The sequence below is a fragment of the Streptomyces sp. NPDC048185 genome (assembly GCF_043202495.1).
GTDB lineage: Bacteria > Actinomycetota > Actinomycetes > Streptomycetales > Streptomycetaceae > Streptomyces.
In genome coordinates, this window is sequence record NZ_JBIDAN010000002.1 from 478,395 (window position 1) to 502,060 (window position 23,666).

The 23,666-nt window shown below is 74.1% G+C and carries 22 protein-coding genes; 15 read left to right on the top strand and 7 right to left on the bottom strand.

The window, feature by feature from the left end; translation table 11 throughout:
• Positions 1-290 precede the first annotated feature (290 nt).
• From ACGF3H_RS08120 to ACGF3H_RS08130, 3 genes are all read right to left on the bottom strand, one after another.
• Positions 291-533 (bottom strand): DUF5302 domain-containing protein, encoded by a 243-nt coding sequence (locus tag ACGF3H_RS08120; protein WP_362496606.1) that lies wholly within the window; start codon positions 531-533, stop codon positions 291-293.
• Positions 534-606: 73 nt separating this feature from the next.
• Complete coding sequence (locus ACGF3H_RS08125) at positions 607-2,019, bottom strand: DEAD/DEAH box helicase (protein WP_362496604.1); 1,413 nt, start codon at positions 2,017-2,019, stop codon at positions 607-609.
• 217 nt (positions 2,020-2,236) lie between these two features.
• Positions 2,237-2,836 carry a protease inhibitor I42 family protein gene (locus ACGF3H_RS08130; RefSeq protein ID WP_362496601.1) on the bottom strand — a complete coding sequence of 200 codons (600 nt, stop codon included), beginning with the start codon at positions 2,834-2,836 and terminating at the stop codon, positions 2,237-2,239.
• Positions 2,837-3,098: 262 nt separating this feature from the next.
• Between ACGF3H_RS08130 and ACGF3H_RS08135 the strand changes: the two genes are divergently transcribed.
• Positions 3,099-3,668, top strand: coding sequence for a DUF6328 family protein (locus ACGF3H_RS08135; RefSeq protein WP_362496598.1), 570 nt, complete (start codon positions 3,099-3,101; stop codon positions 3,666-3,668).
• 115 nt (positions 3,669-3,783) lie between these two features.
• On the top strand, positions 3,784-4,587 hold the full coding sequence (locus ACGF3H_RS08140) for an SDR family NAD(P)-dependent oxidoreductase (RefSeq protein ID WP_362496595.1): 804 nt from the start codon (positions 3,784-3,786) through the stop codon (positions 4,585-4,587).
• A gap of 284 nt (positions 4,588-4,871) precedes the next feature.
• On the opposite strand, the gene pntB is transcribed toward ACGF3H_RS08140, so the two are convergent.
• Both pntB and ACGF3H_RS08150 read right to left on the bottom strand, forming a co-directional pair.
• A complete protein-coding gene (gene pntB / locus ACGF3H_RS08145) occupies positions 4,872-6,338 on the bottom strand; it encodes a Re/Si-specific NAD(P)(+) transhydrogenase subunit beta (protein WP_362496592.1) in 1,467 nt (488 codons plus the stop codon).
• Positions 6,339-6,344: 6 nt separating this feature from the next.
• Positions 6,345-7,910 (bottom strand): Re/Si-specific NAD(P)(+) transhydrogenase subunit alpha, encoded by a 1,566-nt coding sequence (locus tag ACGF3H_RS08150; RefSeq protein ID WP_362496590.1) that lies wholly within the window; start codon positions 7,908-7,910, stop codon positions 6,345-6,347.
• Positions 7,911-8,166: 256 nt separating this feature from the next.
• Here ACGF3H_RS08150 and ACGF3H_RS08155 point away from each other — a divergent pair, with 256 nt between their 5' ends.
• The 6 genes from ACGF3H_RS08155 (at position 8,167) to ACGF3H_RS08180 (ending at position 14,475) form a co-directional block, all read left to right on the top strand.
• The gene (locus tag ACGF3H_RS08155) at positions 8,167-9,951 is read left to right on the top strand and encodes a SpoIIE family protein phosphatase (RefSeq protein WP_362496587.1); all 1,785 of its coding nucleotides are present in this window, start codon (positions 8,167-8,169) and stop codon (positions 9,949-9,951) included.
• 152 nt (positions 9,952-10,103) lie between these two features.
• Complete coding sequence (locus tag ACGF3H_RS08160; protein WP_362496584.1) at positions 10,104-11,141, top strand: ScbA/BarX family gamma-butyrolactone biosynthesis protein; 1,038 nt, start codon at positions 10,104-10,106, stop codon at positions 11,139-11,141.
• A 64-nt stretch (positions 11,142-11,205) separates the two neighbouring features.
• Positions 11,206-11,910, top strand: a complete 705-nt coding sequence (locus ACGF3H_RS08165; RefSeq protein ID WP_362496581.1) for an HAD family phosphatase — start codon at positions 11,206-11,208, stop codon at positions 11,908-11,910.
• A 154-nt stretch (positions 11,911-12,064) separates the two neighbouring features.
• Positions 12,065-12,754, top strand: a complete 690-nt coding sequence (locus ACGF3H_RS08170; protein WP_362496809.1) for a transketolase — start codon at positions 12,065-12,067, stop codon at positions 12,752-12,754.
• A gap of 129 nt (positions 12,755-12,883) precedes the next feature.
• Positions 12,884-13,771: a transketolase C-terminal domain-containing protein gene (locus tag ACGF3H_RS08175; RefSeq protein WP_362496806.1), complete on the top strand. Its 888-nt coding sequence runs from the start codon at positions 12,884-12,886 to the stop codon at positions 13,769-13,771.
• A gap of 194 nt (positions 13,772-13,965) precedes the next feature.
• Positions 13,966-14,475: a nuclear transport factor 2 family protein gene (locus tag ACGF3H_RS08180; protein WP_362496578.1), complete on the top strand. Its 510-nt coding sequence runs from the start codon at positions 13,966-13,968 to the stop codon at positions 14,473-14,475.
• Positions 14,476-14,608: 133 nt separating this feature from the next.
• Here the strand turns inward: ACGF3H_RS08180 and ACGF3H_RS08185 are convergent, their stop codons facing one another.
• Positions 14,609-15,844, bottom strand: coding sequence for an MFS transporter (locus tag ACGF3H_RS08185; RefSeq protein WP_362500601.1), 1,236 nt, complete (start codon positions 15,842-15,844; stop codon positions 14,609-14,611).
• 287 nt (positions 15,845-16,131) lie between these two features.
• Between ACGF3H_RS08185 and ACGF3H_RS08190 the strand changes: the two genes are divergently transcribed.
• The 7 genes from ACGF3H_RS08190 (at position 16,132) to ACGF3H_RS08220 (ending at position 22,571) form a co-directional block, all read left to right on the top strand.
• Positions 16,132-17,178, top strand: coding sequence for a beta-ketoacyl-ACP synthase III (locus ACGF3H_RS08190; RefSeq protein ID WP_362500603.1), 1,047 nt, complete (start codon positions 16,132-16,134; stop codon positions 17,176-17,178).
• Positions 17,179-17,286: 108 nt separating this feature from the next.
• The gene (locus ACGF3H_RS08195) at positions 17,287-17,589 is read left to right on the top strand and encodes an acyl carrier protein (protein ID WP_362500605.1); all 303 of its coding nucleotides are present in this window, start codon (positions 17,287-17,289) and stop codon (positions 17,587-17,589) included.
• Positions 17,589-18,809: a beta-ketoacyl-[acyl-carrier-protein] synthase family protein gene (locus tag ACGF3H_RS08200; RefSeq protein WP_362500607.1), complete on the top strand. Its 1,221-nt coding sequence runs from the start codon at positions 17,589-17,591 to the stop codon at positions 18,807-18,809. Before ACGF3H_RS08195 ends, ACGF3H_RS08200 begins: the two co-directional genes overlap by 1 nt.
• A 69-nt stretch (positions 18,810-18,878) precedes the next feature.
• Entirely contained in the window at positions 18,879-19,583 is a 705-nt protein-coding gene (locus tag ACGF3H_RS08205; RefSeq protein ID WP_362500609.1) for an SDR family oxidoreductase, read from the top strand.
• A gap of 109 nt (positions 19,584-19,692) precedes the next feature.
• Positions 19,693-21,297: an acyl-CoA carboxylase subunit beta gene (locus ACGF3H_RS08210; protein ID WP_362500611.1), complete on the top strand. Its 1,605-nt coding sequence runs from the start codon at positions 19,693-19,695 to the stop codon at positions 21,295-21,297.
• Positions 21,294-21,524: an acyl-CoA carboxylase epsilon subunit gene (locus ACGF3H_RS08215; protein ID WP_393583751.1), complete on the top strand. Its 231-nt coding sequence runs from the start codon at positions 21,294-21,296 to the stop codon at positions 21,522-21,524. Before ACGF3H_RS08210 ends, ACGF3H_RS08215 begins: the two co-directional genes overlap by 4 nt.
• Before the next feature lie 258 nt (positions 21,525-21,782).
• Positions 21,783-22,571 (top strand): thioesterase domain-containing protein, encoded by a 789-nt coding sequence (locus tag ACGF3H_RS08220; RefSeq protein WP_362494349.1) that lies wholly within the window; start codon positions 21,783-21,785, stop codon positions 22,569-22,571.
• A gap of 55 nt (positions 22,572-22,626) precedes the next feature.
• On the opposite strand, the gene ACGF3H_RS08225 is transcribed toward ACGF3H_RS08220, so the two are convergent.
• Positions 22,627-23,439, bottom strand: a complete 813-nt coding sequence (locus ACGF3H_RS08225) for an AfsR/SARP family transcriptional regulator (protein WP_362494352.1) — start codon at positions 23,437-23,439, stop codon at positions 22,627-22,629.
• Positions 23,440-23,666: the final 227 nt, after the last annotated feature.

Genomic DNA, 23,666 nt, shown 5'->3' on the forward strand with positions numbered 1-23,666 from the left:
CGCAGGGCGCGTCCGACGCCAGGTACGACCGCTGGCGGTACCGCTTGCGTGCGCGCGCGGACCCCCTCCGCCACGTCATTCCGGCCAAGTTTCGACCGCCGGTACACACTCCGTTCACAAAACCGCAGCATGAGGTGCCTGTCGTTGGCGGTTTCCGGTCAATAGTCGGCCGGGGGCGCGGGCGGCGGCGATTCGAACCAGCGGGCCGGGGAAGCGCGACGCCCCGCCACTGCCCGGCGGTACGGGCGGTGACGGGGCGTCGTGCGGCTTCTCCATGCAGCGGGGCCGGCTCAGCCGCCGCTCTTGCGCCGGAACGACCGCTGGTTCGCGGCCGGACCGTGTGCCCCACGCACCTTGGACGCGCCCGGCGCGGCGGCGGCGTCGGCGGCGTCGGCCTGTACACCGCGCTTGCGGGCCAGGGCTTCGCGGAACTTGCGCTTGAGGTCGTAGTTGCCGTCGCTGTCCGGCGTCAGCGGGGACGTCTCGGGAGTGTCCGGTTCCGAACCGTCCGTGGCTGCGGGCTCTGCGGTCATGGTGACCTCCTGGGTTCGGGGGGTTTGGCAGGCACAGCCTGTCATGCCGGGAGAGTCGCCGCGGGCGGATTTCTCAGCCGTTGCGACGCACGTGGGCGGCTCTGCGGGCCTCGGCGAGCTTGCGGGCCTCGCCGGCCTTCCTGGACTTGCCGCCGGCACCGCGGGAGCCGTCCTTGCTGGTGCCGAGGCCGCGGAAGGGTGCGTTGGTGTTCTTGGGCCGGGGGGCGGCGGGCCCTCCGTCGAGCGGGATCCCGGAGGGAGCCCTGGCGCCGGTGATCCGGCTCAGTTCCGCCTCGCCCGAGCGCACCTTCGTGACGGTCGGCTCGATTCCGGCCTCGGCCAGGACGCGGCCCGTCTCCCGGCGCTGACCCCCCAGCACGAGCGTGACCACGCTGCCGGACTCACCGGCACGGGCGGTGCGGCCCGCCCGGTGCACATAGTCCTTGGGGTCGGTGGGCGGATCGACGTTGACCACGAGGTCCAGGTCGTCGACGTGCAGGCCGCGGGCCGCGACGTCGGTCGCCACCAGAGCGGTGATCCCGCCGCTCCTGAACTGCGCCAGCGTCCGGGTGCGCTGTGGCTGGGACTTGCCGCTGTGCAGGGCACCGGCGCGCACCCCGCCGGCCCGCAGGTGCCGGGTGAGCTGGTCGACGGCGTGCTTGGTGTCGAGGAACAGCAGGACGCGGCCGTCGCGGGCGGCGATCTCCGTGACGACGGCGTAGCGGTCGGGTCCGTGGACGACGAGGACGTGGTGCCGCATCGTCGTCACCGTGCCCGCGGGCGGGTCGACCGAGTGGACGACGGGGTCGTGGAGGTAGCGGTGGACCAGTCGGTCGACGTCGCCGTCCAGGGTGGCCGAGAACAGCATCCGCTGACCGTCGGCCCGCACCTGGTCGAGCAGGTCGACGACCTGCGGCATGAAGCCCATGTCGCACATCTGGTCGGCCTCGTCGAGCACGGTGATCCGCACCCGTCCCAGGCGGCAGGCGTTGCGTTCGATCAGGTCGTGCAGGCGTCCGGGGGTGGCGACGACCACCTCGGCTCCCTCGCGCAGCGCTGCGGTCTGCCGGCCGATCGACATGCCGCCGACGACCGTGGCAAGCCGCAGCCGCAGTGCCTCGGCGTACGGCCTCAGCGCCTCGGTGACCTGTTCGGCCAGCTCGCGGGTGGGCACGAGGATCAAGGCGAGGGGCTGCTTCGGCTCCGCGCGCCGTCCGGCCGTACGGGTCAGCAGCGGCAGGCCGAACGCGAGCGTCTTCCCGGAGCCGGTGCGGCCGCGGCCCAGGACGTCGCGCCCCTTCAGGGCGTCGGGCAGCGTGGCGGCCTGGATCGGGAAGGGGTCGCGCAGCCCGAGTCGGCTCAGTGTCCGCAGCACTGCCACCGGCAGGTCCAGACCGGTGAAGGAGACGGCCGGAGTCGGCGGGGTGGTGACGCCGGGCCGGGCGGGACCGCCATGAGGGGTGCCGGAGTCGTCGGGGTGCTTCATGAACAGCCTTCCGCAGAGGAACGTACCGAGGAAGGCCCGGCAGGAGGGAACAGTCCCCGCACAGGCGGAACCGGACAGAGGGAATCGCCCACCGCGACGACCACGCAAACGCGTAAGGCTAGCACGGAGCACCACGTCGCGTCCGCGACGTCACAGGCGACGGCACCTGGTGCGGCCCCCCGGGGGGCGTCGTCTCGTCCGGCCGGTCCGCCGCGGCTCAGCCGACGGTGACGGTGTAGGTGATGCGCTCGGGTGCCGGGGAGGAGGCGGACGGTCCCGTGCTCGGGGTGGCGGAGGGGCCGGCCGTCCCGGGGGGCCGCGTGGAGGTGTTGCCCCGGCAGGTGGTGAAGGTGCAGTGCAGCAGCGTGAACCGGGTGGTTCCCTTGCCCTGGGCCTCGAAGGTGAAGGTGAGGCGGCCGCCGGCGCCGTCCGCCGGCTCGTCGCCGGTGTCCGACGACGCGTAGTCCCGGCCGCGGCCGACGAGCACCGAGCTGTCCGGCGCGGGCCCGACCAGGTACCAGTACTCGCGGGTGGAGGCGTTCTGGTCGACGGTGAGCGTGAAGCGCTCGCCCGGCTCGGCGGTGATGCTGGTGTCGTCCACCGGGCGGCTCGAGGTGCCGTCGAAGCCGCCGGCCGGGTCGTCGCCGCCCGCGTCGCCGCCCGAGCCGCAGCCCGTGGCGAGAGCGAGGAGCGCGGCCGCCGCGAACGCGACACCGCCCTTGCCGGCGCGGAAGGCGGACGCTGTACGCGTCGGCGAGATCACGTGCCGGGCCTGTCCGGTCGTACCTGTCCTGACCTGGTAGCCCTCCGAGCCCACCGTGCCTCCCCCGTATGCATTCGATCTTGAATCGCGGGCAGGCTAGCACCCAGTGTCTGTACGGGATGTACCGGCGTCGTCGGCACTCACGCCGCCTCCACACGGCCTGCCCTCGCCCCCCCGGACCGTGCGGAATCGGTGACACCGCCCCATGCCCCTCCGGGCAGCCACCGGTTGCTGCGAGGACCGTCGCGGGCGCACGGCCACCGGCATGAAGGCGGGCGCGCGGGGCAGACGGTCGGCCTGCGATCGGGAGGATGACATGACGACAGCGGAGCAGTCGGCCGCGCCCGGGGAGAAGAAGACCGTTTGCCGCGCTCACCACGACGGGCACGGTCCGGGGCCCGGTGCCGAGGCCCCGGAGTCTCCGCGTGAGCGGGTCAACCGCCGCTGGAACGAGATCCTGCAGGAGACGCGGGTCACCCAGACCGGCGTGCAGATCCTCTTCGGCTTCCTGCTGAGCGTGGCCTTCACCCCGCTGTTCCGGGAACTGGGGACGGTGGACCGCGTCATCTACGTGATCACCGTGGTCCTGGGGGCTTCGGCGACGGGATCGCTCATAGCGCCCGTCTCCATCCACCGTTTCCTGTCCGGCCAGCGGATGAAGGACGAGCTGGTGGAGGCCGCCGGCCGCCTCATGATGTGCGGGATGATCCTGCTCGCGCTGACCATCGGCTGCACGCTGCTGCTGATCCTGCGTTTCGTGATCCCCGGGGTCCTCGCCGAAACGCTCGCCGCCGGGGTGATGCTCTGGTTCGGCCTGTGCTGGTACGTGCTGCCGCTGTACCTGCGCCGCCGCGCCCGCCGTCGTTCACCGGACGGTGACGCCTAGACCGGACCGCCCACGCCTCCGGTGGTCGGCGGCACGTCCGCGATTGACGCCCACCTGCGGGGTACCTGTGACCGGTCAGGACTTGTGCGACTGCCGGCACGGAAGGCGGCTCACCGTGAGTACACCACGCGGCACGGCCCTGGTGACGGGGGCCTCCTCCGGCATCGGCGCGGCCTACGCCGGACGACTCGCCGCCCACGGCTGGGACACGGTCCTGGTGGCGAGGAGGGCACAGCGTCTCGACGACCTCGCGGAGCGCCTGCGCGAGGAGACGGGCACATCGGTGGAGACCCTCGTGGCCGACCTGTCCGACCCCGCCGGCCTGGAGCGGGTGGCCCGGCGGGCGGCCGGTGACGACATCGGCTTCCTGCTCAACAACGCGGGGATCAACGGGTACGGCCCGTTCGCCGGACTGGAGCCCGACCTCATGGCCAAGGTGCTCCACATCAACGTCCTCGCCGTCACGGCACTCGCGCGGGCGGCTGTGCCGGGGATGCTGGAGCGCGGGCGCGGCACCGTGGTCAACGTGGCCTCCCAGCTGGCCTTCGCGGGATCGCTGCCGCCGCACCCGCTGCCCGAACGCGCGGTGTACGGCGGCACCAAGGGCTACGTGGTCACCTTCACCCGCACCCTCGCCGCCGAGCTGGCCGGATCACCGCTGCGGATCCAGGTGCTGTGCCCCGGGCTGACCGCCACCGAGTTCCACCGTTCCCGGGGCGACGAGCCCGTGCCCGGGCGGGACGAGTCGGTGCACGAGGACGGGGGCGTGCCGGTGTCCCAGGTGGTCGACGCGTCACTGGCCGCCCTGGACACCGACGAGGTGGTGTGCGTCCCGGGGCTGCGGGACGGGGCCCCGGTCGACGCTCTGGCGGAGGCCGAGCTGGCGATCCGCACGGCGGCGCGCCGGGGCGGGGCCTGATCCGGGCTCCGGACACGCTCGGCGCGGGGCCGTGGAGCATCCGTCGTACGGCCGGAGGCGGCCTCCGGCGGCCCCGGCCCGGCCGCCGAGCGCCGGGCCGGACCGGACCACCGGGGAGACGCGCGAGTTCCACCGGTCCCCGACGAGAGCCCGTGTCCGGGCGGGGCCGGCCGGTGCACGAGGACGGCGGCGTACCGGTGTCCCGGGCCGGAGGCGGCCTCCGGTTGCCCCCGGCCGGCCGCCGGACCGGACCACCGGCGACGGACGGTGGGCCCCAGGCCGTGTCAGCCACGGCCCGCCGTGGCCCGACGCACGTCCGGGGCCGCCCCGTGGTCGTCGTCCGGGCCGAGCGCGCGCAGGATCTCCTCGACGCTCTGTTTGGCGTCGCCGAAGAGCATGCTGCTGTTCTCCCGGAAGAAGAGCGGGTTCTGTACGCCCGCGTAGCCGGAGGCCATGGAGCGCTTGAAGACGACGACCTGTTCCGCCTCCCAGACCCGCAGCACCGGCATGCCGGCGATCGGACTGGCCGGGTCCTCGGCCGCGGCCGGGTTGACGGTGTCGTTCGCGCCGATGACCAGCACGACCGAGGTGTCCGCGAAGTCGTCGTTGATCTCGTCCAGCTCCAGGACGATGTCGTAGGGCACCTTGGCTTCGGCCAGCAGCACGTTCATGTGCCCCGGCAGGCGTCCGGCGACGGGGTGGACACCGAAGCGCACCTCCACGCCCCGCTCGCGCAGCCGCCGCGTCAGTTCCGCGACCGGGTGCTGGGCCTGGGCGACGGCCATGCCGTAACCGGGGGTGATGATCACCGAACGGGCCCGGGCGAGCATGCCGGCCGCCTCCGCCGCCCGCACCTCGTGGTGTTCGCCCTGCTCGCCGTCGTCTCCGGACGGTGCCTCGATGCCGAAACCGCCCGCGATGACCGAGAGGAAGGAACGGTTCATCGCCTTGCACATGATGTAGGACAGGTAGGCGCCGGAGGAGCCGACCAGGGCGCCCGTGACGATGAGCAGGTTGTTGTCGAGCAGGAAACCCGCCGCGGCCGCCGCCCAGCCCGAGTAGCTGTTCAGCATCGAGACGACGACGGGCATGTCCCCGCCGCCGATCGAGGCGACCAGGTGCCAGCCGAGCGCGAGTGCCAGAGCGGTCACCGCGATCATCAGCGGCAGGCCGGGGCTGATCGTGAACCACACGGTCAGCGCGACGAAGACGACGAGCGCGCCGACGTTCAGCGCGTTCTTGCCCGGCAGCATCAGCGGACGGGACGCGATGCGCGCCGAGAGCTTCAGGAAGGCGACGATCGAGCCGGTGAAGGTGACCGCGCCGATGAAGATGCCGATGAACACCTCCGCGTGGTGGATGCCCACCAGGCCGGCCCCGATCCGGGTCTGCGCCGCGCCGTGCGCCTCCACCTCCAGGTAGCTGTTCCAGCCCACCAGCACCGCGGCGAGGCCGACGAAGCTGTGCAGCACCGCGATCAGTTCGGGCATCTGCGTCATCTCGACGCGGCGGGCCCGCCACAGGCCGGCCGCCGCGCCGAGGGCCATCGCCAGCACGATCAGGGCCACCGCCCCGGCCGTGATGCTCTGCGCCGCCACCACCACGGTGGCGGCGAGGGCGAGGGCCATGCCGGCGATGCCCTGGACGACGCCGGCGCGCGAGGTGCGGTGCTGGGAGAGGCCGGCCAGGCTGAGGATGAACAGCAGGGCGGCGACCAGGTCGGCTGCGTGAGAGGCCGTCAGGGAGGTCATCCGGGCTCAGCCTTTCGAGAACATGGACAGCATGCGGCGGGTGACGGCGAAACCGCCGAAGATGTTGATGCTCGCCAGGAGGATCGCCGCGATGGACAGCGCGGTGACGATCCTGCTCTCGTGCCCGATCTGCAGCAGGGCGCCGATCACGACGATGCCGGAGATCGCGTTGGTGACCGACATCAGCGGTGTGTGCAGCGCGTGGTGCACCTTGCCGATGACGTAGTAGCCGATCACCACGGCCAGGGCGAACACGGTCAGGTTCTCGGCGAGTTGGGCCGGGGCGAAGCCCACCAGCAGGAACAGCGCGAGCATGCCGAGCCCGAGGACGCCGAGGCGTGCCGCGGGCGTCGCCGCCGGCCGTGCGGGCCGGGCCGGGGCGGCTTCGGCAGCGGGCTTCCCGGGTCCGGGGGCCGGTGCCGCCGAGACCGCGACGGGCGGTGGCGGCCAGGTGACCTCCGCGTCCCGGACCACGGTCACGGCCCGCTGCACGACGTCGTCGAAGTCGATCACCGGCTGTCCGTCCCTGCCGGGCGTGAGCAGCTTCAGCAGGTTCAGCAGATTGGTGCCGAACATCTGCGAGGCCTGGGCGGGCAGCCGGGAGGCGAGGTCGGTGTAGCCGATCAGGGTGACGCCGTTGCCGGTGACCACGCTGCGGCCCGGCACGGTGCCCTCGACGTTGCCGCCCTGGGCCGCGGCCATGTCGACGACGACGCTGCCCGGCTTCATCACGGCCACGTCCTCGGCCGTCAGCAGGCGCGGGGCGGGGCGCCCCGGGATCAGCGCGGTGGTGATCACGACGTCCACGTCCCGCGCCTGCTCGTGGTAGAGCTCGGCGGCGGCACGGTCGTAGTCGGCGGTGGTCGCCCTGGCGTACCCGTCGGTGCCGGTCTCCTGGGCGACGTCCACCGGGAGATACTCGCCGCCGAGGGACTTCACCTGGTCCGCGACCTCCGGCCGCGGGTCGGTGGCCCGTACGATCGCGCCGAGGCTGGAGGCGGCGCCGATCGCCGCCAGGCCCGCCACGCCCACGCCGGCGACGAGCACCTTGGCCGGCGGCACCTTGCCCGCCGCGGTGACCTGGCCGGTGAAGAACCGGCCGAAGACGTGCGCGGCCTCGATCACCGCCCGGTACCCGGCGATGTTCGCCATGGACGACAGCACGTCCATCGACTGCGCCCGCGAGATGCGCGGCACGGCGTCCAGCGCCAGCGCGGTCACGCCGGCGTCGGCGAGCGCCCGCAGCAGCTCGGGCCGCTGTGCCGGGGCCAGCAGGGCGACCAGGACGGCGCCCCGCCGCAGCCGGGTGACCTCCTCGTCGGTGGGTGCGGTCACCTTCAGGACGACGTCCGCGGTCCATGCCTCGCCGGTCCCGGCGCCGGCATCCAGGTAGGACCGGTCGCTGAAGCCGGAGGCCGCGCCGGCCCCCGGCTCCACCACGACCTCGTAACCGAGGTCCAGCAGCCGGCGGACCGTCGTCGGAGTCGCCGCGACACGCGTCTCCCCCGGGGCGGACTCGGCCACCACGCCGATGCGCTGTGGTGGGTGGTGCGCGGATTCACGTGAAGACATGTCTCGTGTTCTCTCCTCGGAGGGAATGTGACGGGATGTCCGCGATCAGTGCGTGTCCATCGGCCCTTTCCCGGTGGGCGCGGCCGTAGGAACCTACCCGTCACAGCTGCCCCTGCAGACCCTTGCGACCGTGGCACGTCTCACTCGGCCGGCGATCGCGCCGCCGGCCGGGGCGGGGCTTCGCCCGACCGGACAGGCGCGGTGGGCGGTAGGAGGGGCAGAATCGGTGGCAGGAGCCCGTGGGAGGAGGCGACGCGTGCGGGAACGACAGCGGCGGCGTGGAGCGCGACGGCCTCCGCGCCCCTTCGTCGGCGGGCACCGCACGCTGCGGGCCGCGCTGCGGCCGGTCTCCGAGGCGCTGGGCGCACGCCGCCGGCTGGCCTGGCTGAACGAGGCCGGGACGCGCATCGGGACCACGCTCGACCTGCAGGGCACGGCGAAGGAACTGGCCGACTTCACGGTGCCCGAGCTGGCGGACGGATGCGCGGTCGACCTGCTGGACTCGGTGCTGCGGTTCCAGGAGGGCGACCGCGTCCGAGGGCCGGGCGCGCCCGAGCTGAGGGCCATGGCGGTGTCGCAGATCGCCGGGCTGCACCTCGCCCCGGACCCGGTGGGCGAGCTGTCCGTGCACACCGCCGACCGGCTGGGGCAGACCTGCCTGACCTCCCGCAAGCCGGTGCTGCTGACCCGGATGACGCGGGCCGACCACGCGGCCGTGGCCTCCACGGCCGAGGCGGCCGACCTGATGCGCCGCGCGGACGTCCACTCCTACCTGGCGGTTCCGCTGATCGCGCGCGGGGTGCTGCTGGGCCTCGCCGACTTCGTCCGGGCCGGCAGCCGGGCCCCGTTCACGCGGGCCGACGTCGCCCTGGCCATGGCGCTGGCGTCCAAGGCCGCCCTGAGCATCGACAACGCCCGGCTGTACGGACGCGAGCGCGAGCACGTGATCACCCTGCAGCGGGCCCTGCTGCCCCGGACCAGCCCGGGCACGCCCGGGCTCGACGTGTCGTCCTGCTACGTCCCGGCCGGTGACCCGGCCGCCGTGGGCGGCGACTGGTTCGACGTCGTCGCGCTGCCCAGCGGCCGTACCGCGCTGATGGTCGGTGACGTGATGGGGCGCGGGCTCGCCGCCGCCGCGACCATGGGCCGGCTGCGCACGGTGGCCCGCACCCTGATGGCCCTCGACATCGCGCCGGAGCGGCTGCTGGCCCGGCTGGACCTGGCCGCCCGGGACCTGGGGGAGGACCAGGTCGCCACCTGTCTGTGCGCGGTCCACGACCCGTACGACGGCACCTTCCGCATCGCCAGCGCCGGTCACCCGCCGCCCCTGCTGACGGGGGCGGACGGCACGACGTCGTTCCTGGACGTGCCGGCCGGGGCGCCGCTGGGGACCGGGGTGATCCCGTACGACCCGGTCGTGTGCCCGGTGCCCGGGCGGGGGCGGCTGACGCTGTACACGGACGGGCTGATCAGGTCGCGCACCGCCGGTCTGGACGCGCAGCTGGAGCGGCTGCGCCGGGCGGCCGGCGCCGGTGTGCCCGAGGACGGCACGGTGTGCCAGGCGATCACCGAGCGGGTCGGCGGGGACCGGGCGGACGACGCGATCGTGCTCGTGGCCGCCACCCGGCCGCTCGGCCCCGAGGGCGACGTGTACGTGCGTGCCCTGCCGCCGGACGGCACGGCCGCGGCCCAGGCCCGTGCCGTCGTGCGCGAGCGGCTCGGGACGTGGGGGCTCGGGGACCTGGTCGACACGACGGAGCTGGTGGTCAGCGAGCTGGTCGGCAACGCCCTGCGCCACGGGAACGCCCCCGGCGAGCTGCGGCTGCTGCGCAACGAGCGGCTGTCGGTGGAGGTGTCCGACTCCGGGCCCGACCTGCCGCAGATCCAGCACGCCGACGTCAGCGACGAGAGCGGGCGCGGGCTGCAGCTGATCAACATGCTGTGCCGGCGCTGGGGTTCGTGCCGCACCCCCGGCGGAAAGGTCGTCTGGGCCGAGCAGGACCTGCCGGCGCGGACCGGGAGCGCCCCTCCCGTGCGCTGAGGGCGTCGGACCACGGCACACCTCCCCGCCCGCGGCGCGGACGGTGCCGGGCTCCCGTCGGTCCCGCGGGTGGACGTGATGGCGGCGTGACCCGGTGATGAGGCGGGGCGGCCACGGTGGCAGTACCTGCACCCGGCCGAGAGGAGAGTCCGATGTCCGTGACCGTGCGGCCGCCCACCGCGGCGGGCGGTGACGCCCGGGGGACCCCGCCCACGGTGCCGCGCGAGAGCGTGCACCGGCAGTCGTCGTCCGAGGTGTTCCTCGGTTCCGCCGTTCCGGGTCCGGACGGGAGCTTCACGGCCCGGGCCGTGCTGCCGCCGACGCACCCCTACTGGACCGACCACGCACATCCGCGGGCAGCCGATCCGCTGCTGCTGCTCGAATGCTGCCGCCAGGCCGAGACGTATGCCGCACACGAGTTCTTCGGGGTGCCGGCGGACGACAAGTTCGTCCTCGTCGACTGGTCGCTCGCGCTGGAGCCGGCGGCGGACGGGCCGGCCGTCGCGGGTGCGGAGGTGGCGATCGAGGCCACCACGCACGACGCCGAACGGCGGGGCGACGCGCTGCGGGCGCTGGCCTACCGGATGCGGCTGTCGGTGAACGGCGCGTCCGCCGGCGAGGCGCGGATGCGCGTGCGCTACGTGCCTCAGGCGGTCTACCGGGCCATGCGCACCCGCCGCGACGGCTCCGCCCTGCCCAGCTCCCAGCAGTACCGCGGGCGGCCCGACGGTGTCCCCGCCCCGCCCGCCGAGGTGGCCCGGGCGGCCGAGGACAACGTCCTCCTGCTCGACGTACGGCGCGAGGACGATGCGCTGCGGGCCCGCATGCGGGTGGCCGGCGGCCACCCGAGTCTCTTCGACCACGCCCAGGACCACGTGCCCGGCATGGTGCTGATGGAGGCCGGGCGGCAGGCCGCGCTCGCGGCGCTGGCCGGCTGGGGCGGCCGCCCGGCGGCCGACTGGCGGACGAGCGCCCTGCGGGCCGGGTTCAGCGCCTACGCCGAACTGGACGCGCCGTTGACCGTCACCGCGCACCGCCCCGAGCCCGCCGACGGCACGGACGGGGCCCTCGGCGTACGGGTGACGTTCACCCAGAGCGGCAGGTCACCGGCCGAGGCGTACTTCGCGGCCGTGCCGGGCCCGGCGTCGCCGCTGCCGCGCACCGGCGGGGACACGGCCGCACGCGCCTGACCGTTGCGCGCCATCGATCACGTGAACGCACGTACTCATTCGACAACACCCACAGGAGTTCGCCATGGAATTCGACTCCCTGCGTCTCGTCGCCCTCGACACCGACGGCGTCCTGTTCAACGACACCTACAGCCCGGTCATCGAACGCTTCGTCACCCGGCACGGGGGGCGCTACACCCCGGAGCTGGAACGTGCGGTGTGGGGCTCCCCCCAGCTCGCCGCCGGACAGTTCATGGCACTGGAGTGCAAGCTGCCCCGTTCTGCGCAGGACGTGATGACCGAGTTCTTCCAGGAACGCGACCGCTACCTCCAGGAACATCCGGTGCAGGTCACGCCGGGCACCGAGGGACTGCTGGAGCTGCTGCGCTCCACGGGGGTCCGGGTCACCAGCTACGGCGGCCGTGAACGGTCGTACTCCTTCGACCGCTTCCTCGGGCACCTCGCCGGCTACTTCGACGCCGAGACGCCCTACGTGGACGTCAATCCCTTCCGGCCCGGCGTGAAGGAGATCGTCACCGACGTCTTCGGCTACCGGTACGACCATGTCCTCTTCGTCGACGACATCAACCGGGTCGCGGAAGTGACCAAGGCCCTGGGCGCGGGGTTCATAGGCGTGCCCGCGAGCATGCCGCACAACTTCCAGCGTGCGCAGATGGCCGCGACGGGCGTGCGGCACACGGTCGACAAGCTGGACGAGATCACCCTCGACATGCTGCGGGACGTCGACCGCCGGCTCGGCGACGGCACGCTCTGGGACCTCTCCCGATGAGCCACCGTCCCGCGCCGTCCGCCGCCCCGACCACAGGAGGTGTCCCGTGACCGTTCCCGTCCGCAGCCGCACCGCACCGGCCGCTCCGCAACCGCCGCGAGAAGGCGCCCGAGCCCCGTTCGGCTACCACGACCTGGAAACGCTGGTCGGCCTGATGACCGGGGACGAGAAGCACCAGCCGTCGTCCGCGTCCACCCTGGACGTGCTGTGGGTGCTGTACGACCGCGTCCTGCGCACGGATCCCCGCCGGGTGGACGACGAGCGCCGTGACCGGTTCTTCCTGTCCAAGGGGCACGGCCCCATGGCGTACTACGCGGTCCTGGCCGCCAAGGGGTTCCTGCGCCCGGACCTGCTGTCCGGCTACGGGGACTTCGACTCGGCGCTCGGCTACCACCCGGACCGGGAGCTGGTCCCCGGTGTCGAGATGGCCAGCGGCTCCCTGGGACACGGGCTGCCGCTGGCGGTCGGCACCGCGCTCGGCCTGCGTGCGCGCGGCCTGGACGACGTCGCCACCTGGGTACTGCTGGGCGACGCCGAACTGGACGAGGGCTCCAACCACGAGGCCATCGCCTTCGCGGGCCGGGCGGGCCTGGAACGGCTGCACGCGGTGGTGATCGACAACCAGTCGGCGAGCATCGGGTGGCCGGGCGGCGTGGAGGGCCGGTTCGCCCTCGAGGGCTGGACCGTGCGCAGGGCCGACGGGCACGACCACCGTGCCCTGGAGGAGGCCTTCCGCGCCCCGCACCCCGGTGCCCCGTTGGTGGTGGTGGCCGAGGTCGAACGCAAGGACGGCCTCCCCCGCACCCCGGACGACGGACCGGGCGGCACCGCCGTCCCCGACTGAACCCCCGCCCACCGGGGCCGGGCACCGCGGTACGGCCGCCGGTGCCCGGCCCGGCCGGCCGTCACGACGGCCCACGACACCGAGGAGGAAGACACCGTGGTCCTCACCTGGGAACAGCGGTTCGCCGACATCAACGCCATGCGGCAGCGGTTCGCCGCCGTCATCGCCGACCTCGTCGAGGAGGATCCCCGCACCGCGGCCGTGTTCGCGGACATCACCTGGGACAAGCTGCCGCCCGGAGCGCGGGAGCATCCTAGGTTCATCAACGTCGGCATCCGCGAACAGCTCATGATCGACATCGCCGGTGGGCTGTCGATGGCCGGACTGAGGCCCATCGCCCACACCTTCTCCAGCTTCCTCGTGGAACGCCCCTTCGAGCAGATCAAGATCGGGCTGACCCACCAGCGGGCCGGAGCGGTCCTCGTCAGCGCGGGTGCCTCCTACGACCTCGCCGTGGACGGACGCACCCACCAGTCGCCCGCCGACGTGGCGCTGCTGTCCACGCTGGAGGACTGGACCGTCCACGTGCCCGGGCACGCGGACGAAGCGGAGGCACAGCTGCGCGCCGCCGCGCGCGGCGACGGCTGGGACTACGTCCGGCTGTCCACCGAGGCCAACGAACGGCCGCTGTGGCACGGGGAGGACGGCTTCGTCGTCCTGCGTCAGGGCTCGCGCGGCACGGTGGTCGCGGTGGGGCCGCTCGCCGACGCGGTGCTGGCCGCGGTCGAAGGGCTGGACGTGACCGTGCTGTACGCGCCGTGGGTCCGCCCCTTCGACGGCGAGACACTGCGCGCCACGCTGACGGCACCGGACGTGGTGCTGGCCGAGCCGTATCTCGCGGGCACCTCCGCCGCCGAGGTGACCGAGGCGCTGCGCGACGTACCGCACCGGCTGCTGTCGCTCGGCGTGGCACGGGAGGAACTGCGCCGGTACGGCACGCCGGCCGAGCACGCGGCCGCGCACGGTCTCGACGCGGCCGGACTGCGGCGCAGCATCGGGGAGTTCCTGGCCCACTGAGCGCCGGCTTCCCCGCACGCGCCTCGCCCGGTCCCGGCCGCCCTCGCTCCCGCCCGCACCTCGGGTCGCGGCGCGGGGGCGGCCGTATACGCGTCGCCGGCGGGACGGGCCGCCCGGCGACCGAGGCGGGGCGCTGCCGTACGAGACCGAGAACGGGCCGCCGGACCGCGGCGGCCCGGGGACAGGAGGAACGCATGACCGAGACGGACACGGCCACCGCGAGCACGGCCCAGCAGGTGGAGGACGACGCCGCCCGCATCACCGACGTCGTGGACGATCTGTTCGAGGCGATGGAGGACGGCGCCTGGGACAGGGTGCCGGCACTGCTCGACGAGGAGATCGAGGTCGACCACACCTCTCTGACGGGCGGTGCCCCGGTACGGCTGAGCCGGGCGCAGCTGATCGGACGGTGGCGGGCGGCGCTGCACCCGGGCAAGACCAACGCGCACGTCCTGGGCCGGTGCCGGGTGCGGGTGCGCGGGGCGTACGCCACGGCCCGCTTCAGTTGCCACGTCCTCAACGCCCTGGAGCCCGCGCTGGGCGGCGCGGAGTGGGAGGCGTGGGGCCGGCACACGCTGACGCTGCGCCGCAGCGGTGGTGCGTGGCGGGTGGCGGGCATGGACTTCGCCACCTTCCACACCCGCGGTGACGTGCGGGCGTACACGCACACCGCCGGTTCCGCGCCGCAGGACGCGAACGGGTAGGCGGGGCGTGCGTCCGCCCACCCGGGCGTGCGCCCGCCGCGGACGCCCCGGTGACGGGACGGAACGGGGCGAGGGCCCCGGCCGGGAGCATCCGGCCGGGGCCCTCGCCCCGGTGCGTCGCCGTGCGGCGGCGTCACACGGTGGTCGCCTGCCGCCCGGCCTCCTCGTACCGGGCGCGCAGCTGGTGCTGGCGGGCGCGTTCCGCGCCGCTGCCGAACGCCCACGCGAGCAGGCCCGCCGCGGCCAGCGCCACGCCCACCCAGCAGGAACCGTCCCAGCCCCAGCGGTGGTAGGCCGCGGCGGAGCACGCGGAGCCCACGGCACCGCCCAGCGCGAAGGAGATCATGTAGCCGCTGGCCAGCCGGGACCGGGCGTCGTCGTTCAGTTCGTACACCACGCTCTGGTTGGTGACGTGAACCGCCTGGATGGCGGCGTCCATGACCACGGCGCCGACCACCAGCCACAGGATGCTGGTGCCGCCCATCATCAGCAGGGCGAAGGACAGCGCCAGCACCACCAGGCAGACGCCGGAGGACTGCCACCGCCAGTGGCGGTACCGGTCGATGAGCCGGCCTCCGCCCGAGGTCATGAGCGCTCCCGCGACCCCGGACAGGGCGAAGACGCCGATGCCGATCTGCGAGTAGGAGAACGGCGGGGCGGTGAGGAGGAAGGCCACGCTGGTCCAGAAAGCGGTGAAGGCACCCATCACACAGGCGCCGAGGAAGCAGCGGGAGCGCAGCACCGGATGGTCGCGGAACTGGGTGAGGACGGACAGCACCTGGGCGCCGTAGGCCATGCGCAGCGGACGGGAGCCGTCGCGCACGAGCCGCGGGACGGTCACCGTCACGGCCCCCATGGCGACGGCGGCCACCGCGTAGACGGTGCGCCAGCCGCCGGCGGCGGCGATGAGGCTCGCGACCGTCCGGGACAGCAGGATGCCGAACAGGACGCCCCCCATGATCACACCGAGGGCGCGGCCGCGGGTGGCGTCGTCGGCCAGTCCCGCGGCGTAGGCGGTCAGGATCGGGATGGCGACGGCGCCGAAGCCGATGAGCACGGCCAGCAGGTCCAGCACCAGCACGTTCGGTGCGAGGGCGCTGCCCGCCAGGGCCAGGGTGTCCAGCGCGAACAGCGCCGCCAGCAGGAACTGCCGGCGCACGATGTCGGCGGCCGGCACGACGAACAGCAGGCCGCAGGCGACGCCGACCTGACCTGTGGTCACCAGCAGGGACACCGCCGACGACGAAGTGTTCAGATCGTGCGCCATGCGGTCGAGCAGGGGCTGGGCGTAGTAGGCGTTCGCCGTCGTGATGCCGCAGACGACGGCCAGCAGCAGCGTCAGCCCGCGCGTCAGAGGTCGTGACTGCACCTGCGGGAGCCTCCTCTTGTGGGTCGGGCCGCGGCGCGCGCGTGCGCGTCGCGGGACTGCGGGATGCAGCGTCACCGTTCACCCTCACCCGGTTCCCTCCCCACGTGCTCACATCCCGCTCATCCGGGTGTCGTGACCCGTGCGTGGGGCGCTCGTGAGCCGGAGCGGAGCGCGTGCACCCACCGTGACGTCAGGGCCTCCGGTCGGGCGCCGGGCGCCGTCGCCCCGGCGGGTGCGCCGGAGCGGACCGGAGACGACGAGATCACGGAAAGGCAGGCGAGGTGGACGTGCAGGACGCGCAACCCGCGGACGCGGGGACACGGGAACGGACCGCCGTGGTGGCGGGGCTGGGCGCGTGGGTGCCGCACGGCGTGGTGACCAACGACGAGCTGGCACGCGTGCTGGACACCTCCGACGAGTGGATCCGCTCCCGCACCGGCATCGGCCGCCGGCACGTGGTCTCCCCCGGGGAGAGCACCGGCGACCTGGCCGTGGAGGCCGGCCGGCGGGCCCTGGCGTCGGCCGCCGCGAACGGTGGTGACCGCGCGGCGGACGCGGTGGTGCTGGCGACCAGCACCCCGGACCGTCCCTGTCCGGCGACCGCGCCGGAGGTGGCGAGCCGGCTGGGTCTCGGCGGTGTGGCGGCCTTCGACATCTCGGCCGTCTGCTCGGGCTTCGTGTACGCACTCGGCGTGAGCGGTGCGCTGATCACGTCGGGGGCGGCCGAGCGCGTGCTCGTGGTGGGGGCGGACACCTTCTCCACCATCCTCGACCCCGGCGACCGCACGACCCGGGCCGTCTTCGGGGACGGCGCGGGAGCCGTGCTGCTGCGGGCGGGGCAACCCACCGAGCGGGGTGCCCTGCGCGGGCTGACCCTGGGCAGCGACGGCACGCGCAGCGACCTGATCCAGGTCCCCGGCGGAGGTTCGCGTCTGCGGTCTGCGGGCGAGCCCGCGCGGGATGCCGACGCCTACTTCACCATGGCCGGCCGTCCGGTGTTCGGGCAGGCCGTGCGGCGGATGGCGGACAGCGTGCGCGCGAGCGCGGCCGAGCTCGGCTGGGCCGTGAGCGACGTCGACCGGGTGGTGCTGCACCAGGCCAACGCCCGGATCACCGCCGCCGTCGCGGACCGGCTGGACCTGCCCGTCGACCGCTTCCCGTCGAACATCGGCCAGGTCGGCAACACGGTGGCGGCCTCCATCCCGCTGGCCCTCGCGGACGCCGCGCAGGAGGGCGTCCTGCGCCCCGGCCACCGCGTCGTGCTGTGCGGCTTCGGCGGGGGGCTCACCTGGGGCGCGCTCGGACTGGTGTGGCCGCAGGTCAAGCCGGTGTGAGCACAGCGGCGTCCGCATGCCGGCGGCCGGACCGACGGCGCGGCCCGCGGATCGCCACGGAGAAACCACGGCAGAAGACGGAAGAACGCACAGAAGGAGTGATTCCCCATGGCACAGACCCCGATCACGACCGGTGACCGCACCACGTCCGGCGGACCGGACCGAGAGGTGCCGGCGGACGTCCAGCGGCGGATCGCGGCCGTCCTCACCGGTCAGTTCAAGGTCCCCGCCGAGTCGGTGCGACCGGACACGACGCTGCGGGAGATGAAGTTCGACTCGCTGGTGCTCATAGAGCTCGGGCTGGTCCTGGACAAGGAGTTCTCGGTGGCCATCGAGGACGGCGAACTGTCCGACGAGTTCACCCTGGACCAGCTCGCCGCGTTCGTCGCCGGCAAGCAGGCGGACGCCTGATGGCCACGGACGTCGTCATCACCGGCCTCGGCCTGGTCACCCCGGCCGGCGTCGGTGTGGAGGAGAACTGGACGCGGGTCCTGTCGGGCCGCTCCTGCGCCGCCCGCGACGACGCGCTCGAGGGGCTGCCGGTCGACCTGTGCTGCCGCGTGCCGGGGTTCGACGCCGACGCGGTGCTGGGCGGGCGGACCGCCTGGCAGCTCGACCGGTTCGTGCAGCTCGCCGTGGCCGCGGCCCGCATGGCGGTGCGGGACGCCGGCTGCTCCAGCGACACCTGGGACGGCACACGGGTCGGCGTGGTGCTGGGCAACTCGCTGGGCGGGCCCGGCGTGCTGGAGGAACAGCACGCCGTGCTGTGCGAGGCCGGGTCGCGGCGGGTGTCGCCGCTGACCATCCCCAAGTACCTGCCGAACATGGTGGCCGGTCAGGTGGCCATCGACTGCGGCGCCCAGGGGCCCAGCCTGGTGACGGCCACCGCGTGCGCCTCCGGGGCCACCGCGGTCGGCCTGGGCCGCGACCTGCTGCGGTCGGGGGCGTGCGACGTCGTGCTGGCCGGGGCCAGCGAGTCGGCGCTCACCCCCACCACCCTGGCGGGCCTGGCCAAGATGGGGGCACTGTCCCGGGGACGGTCCGACGCCGATCGCGCCAGCAGGCCCTTCGACGCCGACCGGGACGGTTTCGTCGCCGCCGAGGGCGCCGGGGTGCTGGTGCTGGAGCGGGCGGCCGACGCACGGGCCCGCGGTGCCTCGGCACGGGCGGTGGTCAGCGGCTACGGCGCGGCGACCGACGCCCACCACGCCACCGCTCCGCACCCCGAGGGCCGCGGCATCCAGCAGGCGCTGCGGCAGGCCCTCGCCGACGCCGGGGTCTCCCCCGGCGAGGTCGACCACGTCAACGCGCACGGCACGTCCACGCCGATGAACGACCTGGTCGAGGGCGCGGTCCTGCGCCGGGTGCTGGGCGAGCGGCCCGCCGTGGCCTCGACGAAGGGCGTCACCGGGCACGCCCTGGCGGCCGCCGGCGCCATCGAGGCGGCGTACACCGCGCTGGCGGTGCAGCGCGACACGGTCCCGCCGACCGCCAACCTCGAGCGGCGGGACCCCCGCATCGAACTGGACGTCGTCAGCGGTGCTCCCCGCGCGGTCGGCATCGACGTGGCCGTCAGCACCTCGCTCGGCTTCGGGGGGCACAACGCCGCCCTGGTGCTGACCGCGGTCTGAGTCCCAACCACCCCGGCCCGGGCCCGCGCCCGTGCGGCGCGGGCACGGGCCCCGTGAAAGGAGTTGCAGATGAGCAGGTCCGTGCTGGTCACGGGCGGCAGTCGGGGCATCGGCCGGGCCGTCGCGGAGGCGTTCGCCGCCGACGGCGACCGGGTGGCGGTCACCGTCCGTTCCGGGCGGCCCCCCGCCGGAGCCCTGGGGCTCACCGCCGACGTGACCGTGCCCGAGCAGGTCGACGCGGCGTTCGAGGCGGCCGAGGCGGAACACGGGCCGGTGGAGGTGGTGGTCGCCAACGCCGGTGTCACGCGGGACACTCCGGCGCTGCGGATGTCCGAGCAGTGCTTCGACGACGTGCTGGCCGCCAATCTGCGGGGCGCTTTCACCACGGCCCGCAACGCCGTGCGCGCCATGCTGCCGGCCCGGCGCGGCCGGCTCGTGCTGCTGTCGTCGGTGCTGGGCTTCACCGGGTCGCCGGGCCAGACCAACTATGCGGCCGCCAAGTCCGGGCTGACGGGCCTGTGCCGCTCCCTGGTGTGGGAGCTGGGCGACCGCGGGATCACCGTCAACGTCGTCGCGCCCGGCATCATCCGCACCGACATGACGGCCGGGATGGGCGAGGCCCGGATGACGGAGCTGATGCGCATGACGCCGCTGGGCCGGCCCGGAACGGTCGACGAGGTGGTCGCGGCGGTGCGCTTCCTCGCCTCGGCGGAGGCGGGCTACATCACCGGGGCGGTTCTCCCGGTGGGTGGCGGCCTCGGCATGGGCCTGTGAACGGTGGGCCGCGCGTCCGCGGTCCCGGCCGCGGTGACGCGGCGGCCCCGCGGACCCGAGAGAACCAGGGCGCCCGTGAACCGGGCGTCCGCGCTCCAAGGAGGCAACCATGGCATACCAGGAGGCGGACCGCGGCGCCGCGAGGACGGCAGGCGGGCCCCCGGTCGACGAGGCGCGCCGTCGCGTGCGGCGGTTGCGCGCGCTGAAACGCTCCGTGTCCGCAGGCGACCCGCACGCCACCCGACGGCTGCGCGACAAGGGCCGGCTGACCGTGCGGGAGCGACTCGACCTGCTGTTGGACCCCGGCTCGTTCCGGGAGATCGAACCGCTGCGGCGGCACCGCTCCACCGGCTTCGGCATGGAGGACCGCCGGCCGCACACCGACGGGGTGGTCACGGGGTGGGGAACGGTGTACGGGCGGCGCGTCTTCGTCTACGCGCACGACTTCCGCCTGTTCGGCGGAACGCTCGGTGAGGCCCACGCCGAGAAGATCCACAAGGTGATGGACCTGGCACTGGCCGCCGGGGCCCCGCTGGTCTCCCTCAACGACGGGGCGGGCGCCCGCATCCAGGAGGGGGTGAGCGCGCTGGCCGGCTACGGCGGCATCTTCCGCCGCAACGTCCGCGCCTCGGGTGTGATCCCCCAGATCAGCGTCATGCTCGGGCCGAGCGCGGGGGGTGCCGCCTACTCCCCGGCTCTGACGGACTTCGTCTTCATGGTGCGCGGCACCTCGCAGATGTTCGTCACCGGCCCGGACGTGGTGCGCGCGGTCACGGGCGAGGAGATCGGCCACGACGGGCTCGGTGGTGCCGACGTGCACGCGGACGTGTCGGGGGTGGCACATTTCGTGCACGAGGACGAGGAGAGCTGTCTGCAGGACGTGCGCTACCTGCTGACCCTGCTGCCGTCCCACAACCGCGAAGTGCCCCCCGACCACCCGTCGGGCGACCCCGCCGACCGGCGCTGCGACGCGTTGCTCGACCTGGTCCCGGCCGACGCGAACCGCTCCTACGACGTCCGGCGGGTCGTCGGGGAGGTGGTGGACGACGGTGAGTACCTGGAGGTGCACGAGCGATGGGCGCCCAACGTGGTGTGCGCCCTGGCCCGGATGGACGGGCAGGTCACCGGGTTCGTGGCGAGCCAGCCCGGGCACACCGCCGGGGTGCTGGACATCCACGCCGCCGAGAAGGCGGCCCGGTTCGTGCAGATGTGCGATGCCTTCAGCATTCCGCTGGTGACCCTCGTGGACGTCCCCGGCTTCCTGCCCGGCGTCGACCAGGAGCACGGCGGCATCATCCGGCACGGGGCGAAGCTGCTGTACGCGTACTGCGACGCCACCGTGCCCCGGGTCCAGGTGGTCCTGCGCAAGGCGTACGGCGGCGCCTACATCGTGATGGACTCGCGTTCCGTCGGGGCCGACCTGTCGTACGCCTGGCCGGGCAACGAGATCGCCGTGATGGGCGCCGAGGGGGCGGCGAACGTCGTGTTCCGGCGCCGCATCGCCGAGGCGGACGATCCGGAGGCGATGCGGGCGAAGCTGGTGGACGAGTACCGGCAGGAGCTCATGCATCCCTTCCACGCCGCGGAACGCGGGCTGGTGGACGACGTGATCGACCCGGCCGACACCAGGGCCGTGCTCGTCGACGCGCTGCGCATGCTGAGGGACAAGCACGCCGACCTGCCGGCGCGCAAGCACGGGAACCCCCCGCTGTGAGCGGCGAGTCGGCCGCCGGTGACGCCACGCCCGTGCTCCGCGTCGTGCGGGGCGAACCGGACGCCGCCGAACTGGCGGCGCTGCTCGCGGCACTGGCGGGGCGCGGTGTCCCGGGTGCCGCCGAGGCGGGGGCCCCGCAGGCCCGGCAGGCACCGGCGCGTCCGGCGACCTGGCGGCGGGCGGGCGGCGGCTCGCCGCGGTCCTGGCGCCACGCCGGCCGCGGGTGAACCGGCCCCCCTCGTCGCAGCACGCGCACGCGGCCCCCGCACGACCCGCGTGCGCGAACACCCGAAACCGTACGTCGAGTGCCGGGCGGAGGGAGCCCGCCGGAGCGACCGGGGCTCCGGCCCGGCACCGGCTCGAACCGAGGAGGCGAGAGAATGCGAGTGAGGACAGGGCCATGTGACACGGTGCGGCGGAGCGGTGGACACCGTCGCTGGACGGTGCCGCTGCGGCCGGCGCGGTCGGAGACACGGGGCCGCGTCGTGCTGTTCCCGCACGCCGGTGCGGGGACGGCCCCCTACCGGCCCCTCGCGGACCTGCTGCCCGGTGACCTGGAAGTGCTGGGTGTGCTGCCGCCCGGCCGCGAGCAGCGGCACGCGGAGGAGCCGCGGTACACACCCGAGAACGCCGTGGCGGGCGTGAACCGGGAGCTGGCCTCGACGGCGGAGCCGGGCGCGGCGACACCGCCCACGGTGTTCTACGGACACAGCCTCGGCTCCCTGCTCGCCGTGCTGACGGCACACGCGGCCGACCGGCCGGCCACCGAGGCTCCGGGAGGCGGTGGCTGCGCCGAGCTGGTGCTGACCTGCGGCATGCCGGGAACCCGCGGCTGTGCACGCTCCGGAGGCGGACGGGCACCGGCCACACTGGCGGCGGTGTTCGCCGACCACGGACTGCCGGCGGACGCCCTGACGGCTCCGCATCCGACCGCGGAGCGACGCGTCCTGGCGCACGACCTTCTGGTGGCGCACCACGCGCTGGCGGCGGTCGACCCGGTCAGACTGTGCCGGCCCCTCACCGTGCTGTCCGGTGCGGACGACCCGCTGGTGCCCGCGGTCACGCTTCCGTTGTGGGCGCCGTTCACCACGGGCCACTTCCGGGGCCGGGTGGTGCAGGGCGGTCACTTCTTCCCCTTCGCCCCGCAGGGCCGGGACCTGGTGGCCGCGGAGCTGGCCGCCGCGGTCAGCCGGGCGGCGGCCGGGCGGCGGCCTGCCCCGGCCGGCCGCTCCGGTGAGGGCAGGCGGGGCGTTCGGGCCGCACGGGCCGCCTGACGTCCGCTCCCTTCCCTGGCCGCGGCGGTCCCGGACCGCCGCGGCCGGAGGCGGCTCAGGCCACCGCGGCCAGGTCGCGGCTGAGCTGCTCCTGGCTGGGGGCCTGAGAGGACTCCAGCACGGTCTGCTGCAGCCGCCGCAGGCGCGGTGAGGGCTCCAGGCCGAGTTCTCCCGCCATGGCCGACCGCAGCGCGGCGTACACGTCCAGGGCCTCACCGCGCCGCCCGGACAGGTAGAGGGCCGTCATCAGCCGCTCGTGCAGCGCCTCGTCGTAGGGGTCCAGGGCGGTCAGTGCGCGCAGTTCGCCGATCACGTCCGAGTACCGGCGCAGCCGCAGGTCGAGGGAGAGGCGGCGGTACAGCACCACCTTGCGGTCCTCCTCCATCCGCAGCAGGTGGGCGGTGAGCACGGGTCCGGCGGGCACGTCCGCCAGGGGCGCGTCACGCCACAGCGACAGGGCCCGCTTCAGCAGGTCCGACGCCCGCTCCGCATCGCCCCGGCCCTCTGCCTCGTCCGCCTCGCTCACCAGGCCGCGGTGTTCCGCGAGATCGCTGTGCTCGACGCCCAGGGCCAGCCGGTACCCGGTCGGCTCGGTGACGAGGAGGCGCTTGGGATCCGCCGCCGATCCCGCCTCCCGGCAGGCCTGCGCCAGTCGTTTGCGGATCTGCAGCACGTTGTTCTGGATACCGGTCGCGGCGCTGGCCGGCACCGCGTCGTCCCACAGTTCACGCTCGATGGTGCCGACCTGCGCGACCCTGCCCGGGTTCATCACCAGCATCGCCATCAGCTTGCGCGCCTTGTTGGCCGTGGGCACCACGGAGCGGCCGGCGATCGTCACGCGCAGCGGCCCCAGTACTTGGACGTCCACCCGTTGTCTCCTCACGGATCCGTACGTATACCTTCGTACATCGGTGAGTCTGAGTTCATCCTTGCATCACAGTACACGAATGCCTGCGACAGCCCGACTTCCCCCCAACTCCGCTGCACACACGCGAACATGACACTCCGTTTGTCACCGTATCGAGATGCTTCCCGGGCCCCCTCCCGGGAACCGCACCGGAGGACAGTGCCCTGCAGTCCATCTTTGGACTGCGA

Coding starts and splice junctions, on each gene's coding strand:
- ACGF3H_RS08120 (WP_362496606.1), bottom strand. CDS start 533: ATGACCGCAGAGCCCGCAGCCACGGACGGTTCGGAACCGGACACTCCC.
- ACGF3H_RS08125 (WP_362496604.1), bottom strand. CDS start 2,019: ATGAAGCACCCCGACGACTCCGGCACCCCTCATGGCGGTCCCGCCCGG.
- ACGF3H_RS08135 (WP_362496598.1), top strand. CDS start 3,099: ATGACGACAGCGGAGCAGTCGGCCGCGCCCGGGGAGAAGAAGACCGTT.
- pntB (WP_362496592.1), bottom strand. CDS start 6,338: ATGACCTCCCTGACGGCCTCTCACGCAGCCGACCTGGTCGCCGCCCTG.
- ACGF3H_RS08150 (WP_362496590.1), bottom strand. CDS start 7,910: ATGTCTTCACGTGAATCCGCGCACCACCCACCACAGCGCATCGGCGTG.
- ACGF3H_RS08160 (WP_362496584.1), top strand. CDS start 10,104: ATGTCCGTGACCGTGCGGCCGCCCACCGCGGCGGGCGGTGACGCCCGG.
- ACGF3H_RS08165 (WP_362496581.1), top strand. CDS start 11,206: ATGGAATTCGACTCCCTGCGTCTCGTCGCCCTCGACACCGACGGCGTC.
- ACGF3H_RS08170 (WP_362496809.1), top strand. CDS start 12,065: ATGACCGGGGACGAGAAGCACCAGCCGTCGTCCGCGTCCACCCTGGAC.
- ACGF3H_RS08180 (WP_362496578.1), top strand. CDS start 13,966: ATGACCGAGACGGACACGGCCACCGCGAGCACGGCCCAGCAGGTGGAG.
- ACGF3H_RS08195 (WP_362500605.1), top strand. CDS start 17,287: ATGGCACAGACCCCGATCACGACCGGTGACCGCACCACGTCCGGCGGA.
- ACGF3H_RS08200 (WP_362500607.1), top strand. CDS start 17,589: ATGGCCACGGACGTCGTCATCACCGGCCTCGGCCTGGTCACCCCGGCC.
- ACGF3H_RS08205 (WP_362500609.1), top strand. CDS start 18,879: ATGAGCAGGTCCGTGCTGGTCACGGGCGGCAGTCGGGGCATCGGCCGG.
- ACGF3H_RS08210 (WP_362500611.1), top strand. CDS start 19,693: ATGGCATACCAGGAGGCGGACCGCGGCGCCGCGAGGACGGCAGGCGGG.